Source organism: Crenobacter sp. CS_VA4 (assembly GCF_055597485.1).
Window position 1 is genome coordinate 1 of record NZ_JBVMAE010000098.1, and the last position, 365, is coordinate 365.

Annotated in this window: 1 pseudogene; it reads right to left on the reverse strand. The window is 59.7% G+C overall.

What is annotated here, in order from left to right:
• Nucleotides 1–326: pseudogene (locus tag ACZ2IA_RS22865) on the reverse strand (IS21 family transposase); the annotation flags it as partial.
• Nucleotides 327–365: the final 39 nt, after the last annotated feature.

Below are 365 nucleotides of genomic sequence, written 5' to 3' on the forward strand. Positions count from 1 at the left end.
TCCGCTCGCCATTTCCGAATGAAAGCGGTCACGCGGGAATAGGCCCCGGTGAAACCGGCTTGTTGAAGTTCCTGAAACAGCACCTGTGCCGTGCGCCGATCACGCTTGGGGCGGTGTGCGTCGGTTTGGAGTGCTTTGAGTAACGACGGCTCGAACGGCGTGAGCTTGGTGTCGGCGGGCTTGCGTGCGTAATGGGGTTCGACGCCCGACGGTGCTTTGAGCCACTTCTTGATGGTATTGCGGGTGAGGCTGGTGCGGCGTGCAATCTCGCTGATCGACAACCGGTCGCGGAAGTACATCCGCCTGACTTTGGCAAACGTGGCCATGGTGATCACCTTAGGTTTCCCTGCTCGTTGAAGACGCTG